General features: G+C 32.5%; 1 protein-coding gene. It reads left to right on the plus strand.

The genetic code is table 11. The features are described 5' to 3' along the window. On the plus strand, nt 1-3267 hold a 3267-nt coding region (locus RMO83_RS09700; RefSeq protein ID WP_310559483.1), incomplete at both ends, for a T9SS type B sorting domain-containing protein.

Below are 3267 nucleotides of genomic sequence, written 5' to 3' on the forward strand. Positions count from 1 at the left end.
TTTTGGTAAATGTGAGTGCCAATCCAATAATTTCTGATGTTATTGTAGATGTTTTTGTGTGTACAAAATATGTTTTGCCAAATTTGACAAGTCCAAACGCCCAATATTGGTCAGGCGATAACGGAACAGGTACTAATTATGCTTTTGGAACAACTATTACTAAACCAACTAATGGCAATTTTGTAGAAATTTACATTTATTTGAATACACCAAATTGTCCAGCTAAAAAAAGTTTCAGGATTACGTTTATAGATGTTAATGATGTAGTACCGCCAATTATTAATAATTGCGATAAATTTATTGTTCCATTTTCAATTTTTGGAGATTTTTTTACAGCATCTCATTTAAATGGTGGAAATGGTGGCACAAAATTAATTTCGTTAAGTGAGTTGACTTCGCCACAATCTCAGACAATTTATTTTTATTTTGTATCCGTAGACGAAAGCAATTGCGAAATAGAAATACCTTATGTTATCAAAATTGATCCAAGTCCAGTTTTGCCAGATTACGAAAATATTTATAAATGTATTGGCGAATTTTACACCTTATTACCATTAGACAGAATTAAAAATCCAATTATAAATTATTACAGTTCTAATAATTTTATTCCCGCCAATATTATTCCAGAAGGAACAAAAATTTTGGCTACTAAAACTATTTATGTTCATGCAGAATCTGGATTACGGCCTTGTACAGACGATGCTATTTTTACAGTTTATGTTGGTTTGCCTAATCCAACAGCAATTATAGAATGCGAAAATTATCAATTACCTGTTTTGCCAGTTGGGAAATATTATCCAAATGCTGGTGGACCAAGTGCTACAAATATTGAAATTGCTGTAGGTTTTGACTATACAAGTTCTGTAAAAATTTATCATTATGCAAAATCAGACCCCAACGATTTGCCTGTTTCTGTTTGTGTATTTGATGAACCAATAAATATAAAAATAGTATTGCCAATTGTTCCAACATCTATTAATTTGAATATAACAGCTTGCGGTATTTATAATTTGCCAACTTTACCAATTGTTCCAATAAACACTACAGTTTCACCAAACCAATCTTACCAACAATTTTCATATAATACAAAAGCCGATGGAACAGGAATAACAGTAAATTCAGGTTCGGTAGTATCTGTAAGTCAAACAATTTATGTTTTTGTGACCGATGGGACTTGTAAACGAGGCGTTCCAATGGTTATTGATATTAAGCCTTATCCAGTAATTCCATTGTCGCCAATTTATCCTAAATGCGAAAATTTTTCTTTGACAAAACCAGCAAATGTCGAGTTTTATTATGGTCCTAACCGAACCAAAGGAATTATTCCTGATAATACTGTTTTTACACAAGATATTCGAATTTATGCTTATTCCGAGACTTCGGCAACGCCGCCCTGTGGTTTGGATTATCCAATTGATATTCAGATTTATTACACAAAAGCAATTCAGTACCCCAATATTGCACAATGTTCCAATTATACTTTGCCCGTAATTATACAACCAAATACCGATGATAATAATGCCTATTATTCTGGTTCTAGATTAAATAACGGCACATCGGGTCAACTTTTGCCGCCAGGAACAATTTTTAAAACAACCGAAACAGTTTTGCCAGACGGTACAATTTTGCCGATTATTCAGGATGTTTATGTTTATAATATTAAAACCGTACGATTTACTTGTGAAGACGAAACAGTTTTTAAAGTAGTTATCGATCCAAACCCAGATGTTCCGACTCAAACTGCAGTTATAGCTTGCGATAGCTATGTCTTACCTATTCCAGCAATAGGGAATTATTTTACCGAAAGTCATTCTATAAATCCTACTGGTGGTAGTTTGATTTTACCAAACACAATTATTAGTAAAACCCAAAAAATATATGTATTTGCAGGAAACTCAACACTTGCAGGCTGTAGTACTGACGAAGAACCATTGCAAATAACCATAAATAAAGTCGATAAATTGGGCAATGTTGTGCAATGTGATAATTATATTTTGCCGTTTTTGAATATCGATGATATTCCACAACCTTTAGAAGGCGATTATTACACACAATCGGGTGGACCAACTGGAACAGGCATTAGATTGGCAAAAGGTACAGTGGTTACACCAACATCTCCGTTGGTCATCGGAACAACGAGTACAACAACAATTAGAAGGTTTTATATTTACAGACAATATCCATCAACATTAGATGTGTCTGGTTTCTGTTCAAGCGAAACTTATTTTGACGTTACTATAATCACTAAACCATCAATAGCGACAATTCCGCTTTTAATAGACAGGACTTTTTGCGACGATATCGATAACGATAATGATGGCAAACGAATAATTGATTTGCAAAGTTATAACACAACAATTTTTGGAACAAACCAAATTGGTTCAGAATTTACGGTTGCTTATTATAATTCGCTAGCCGATGCCAATACAAATACTGATCCGATAACAGCACCAACTGAATTCGAAAACTTAAAAAATATTTTTGTTCGTGTCAATAATACTTTAGCAATATCGTGTTTTGCAACTGGTAGTTTTCAGTTAATTATCAATAAATTACCTGAGCCAACCGCCAAAGATGGTGTTATTTGCGAAGACAATAAAACAGGTTTGATTATTAATCCATACACAATAACAACAGGTTTAAATACTGCTAATTTTACTTTTATTTGGAAAGATGCTACAAATCTTGAAGTTGGAAATAGCAATAATTTAATTGTTACTGTACCAGGAATTTATTCGCTAGATATTAAAAATAATACAACTTTATGCTCAATTCCAACTAAATTTATAACAGTAAAACTATCACGAATTGCAATTGCAAGTTATTCACTTAGTGAAAATTTCAACGATAATCAGTTTATTACAATTACCGCAATTGGTGAAGGTGGCGATTACGAATACCAACTCGATGAACTAGATTTTCAAGATAGTAATATTTTTACCGAGGCTCCGTTTGGAAACCACATTATAACTGTTAGAGATAAAAACGGTTGTGGTTTAACCACAATTCCGATTGTTGTTGTAAATTACCCAAAATATTTTACACCAAATGATGATAATTTTAACGATACTTGGAATGTTATTGGTCTTGAAAAACAACTATCAGCCAATATTAATATTTATGACCAATTTGGAAAATTATTAAAGCAAATGCCTGCAAATAGTATTGGTTGGGACGGAAAATTTAATGGAGAACTATTACCAGCAACCGATTATTGGTTTACAATATCTTATTTGGAAGATGGAGTTGATAAATTATTTAAATCAC

It is taken from the genome of Flavobacterium sp. (assembly GCF_031423415.1).
In the GTDB taxonomy this organism is placed as follows: domain Bacteria; phylum Bacteroidota; class Bacteroidia; order Flavobacteriales; family Flavobacteriaceae; genus Flavobacterium.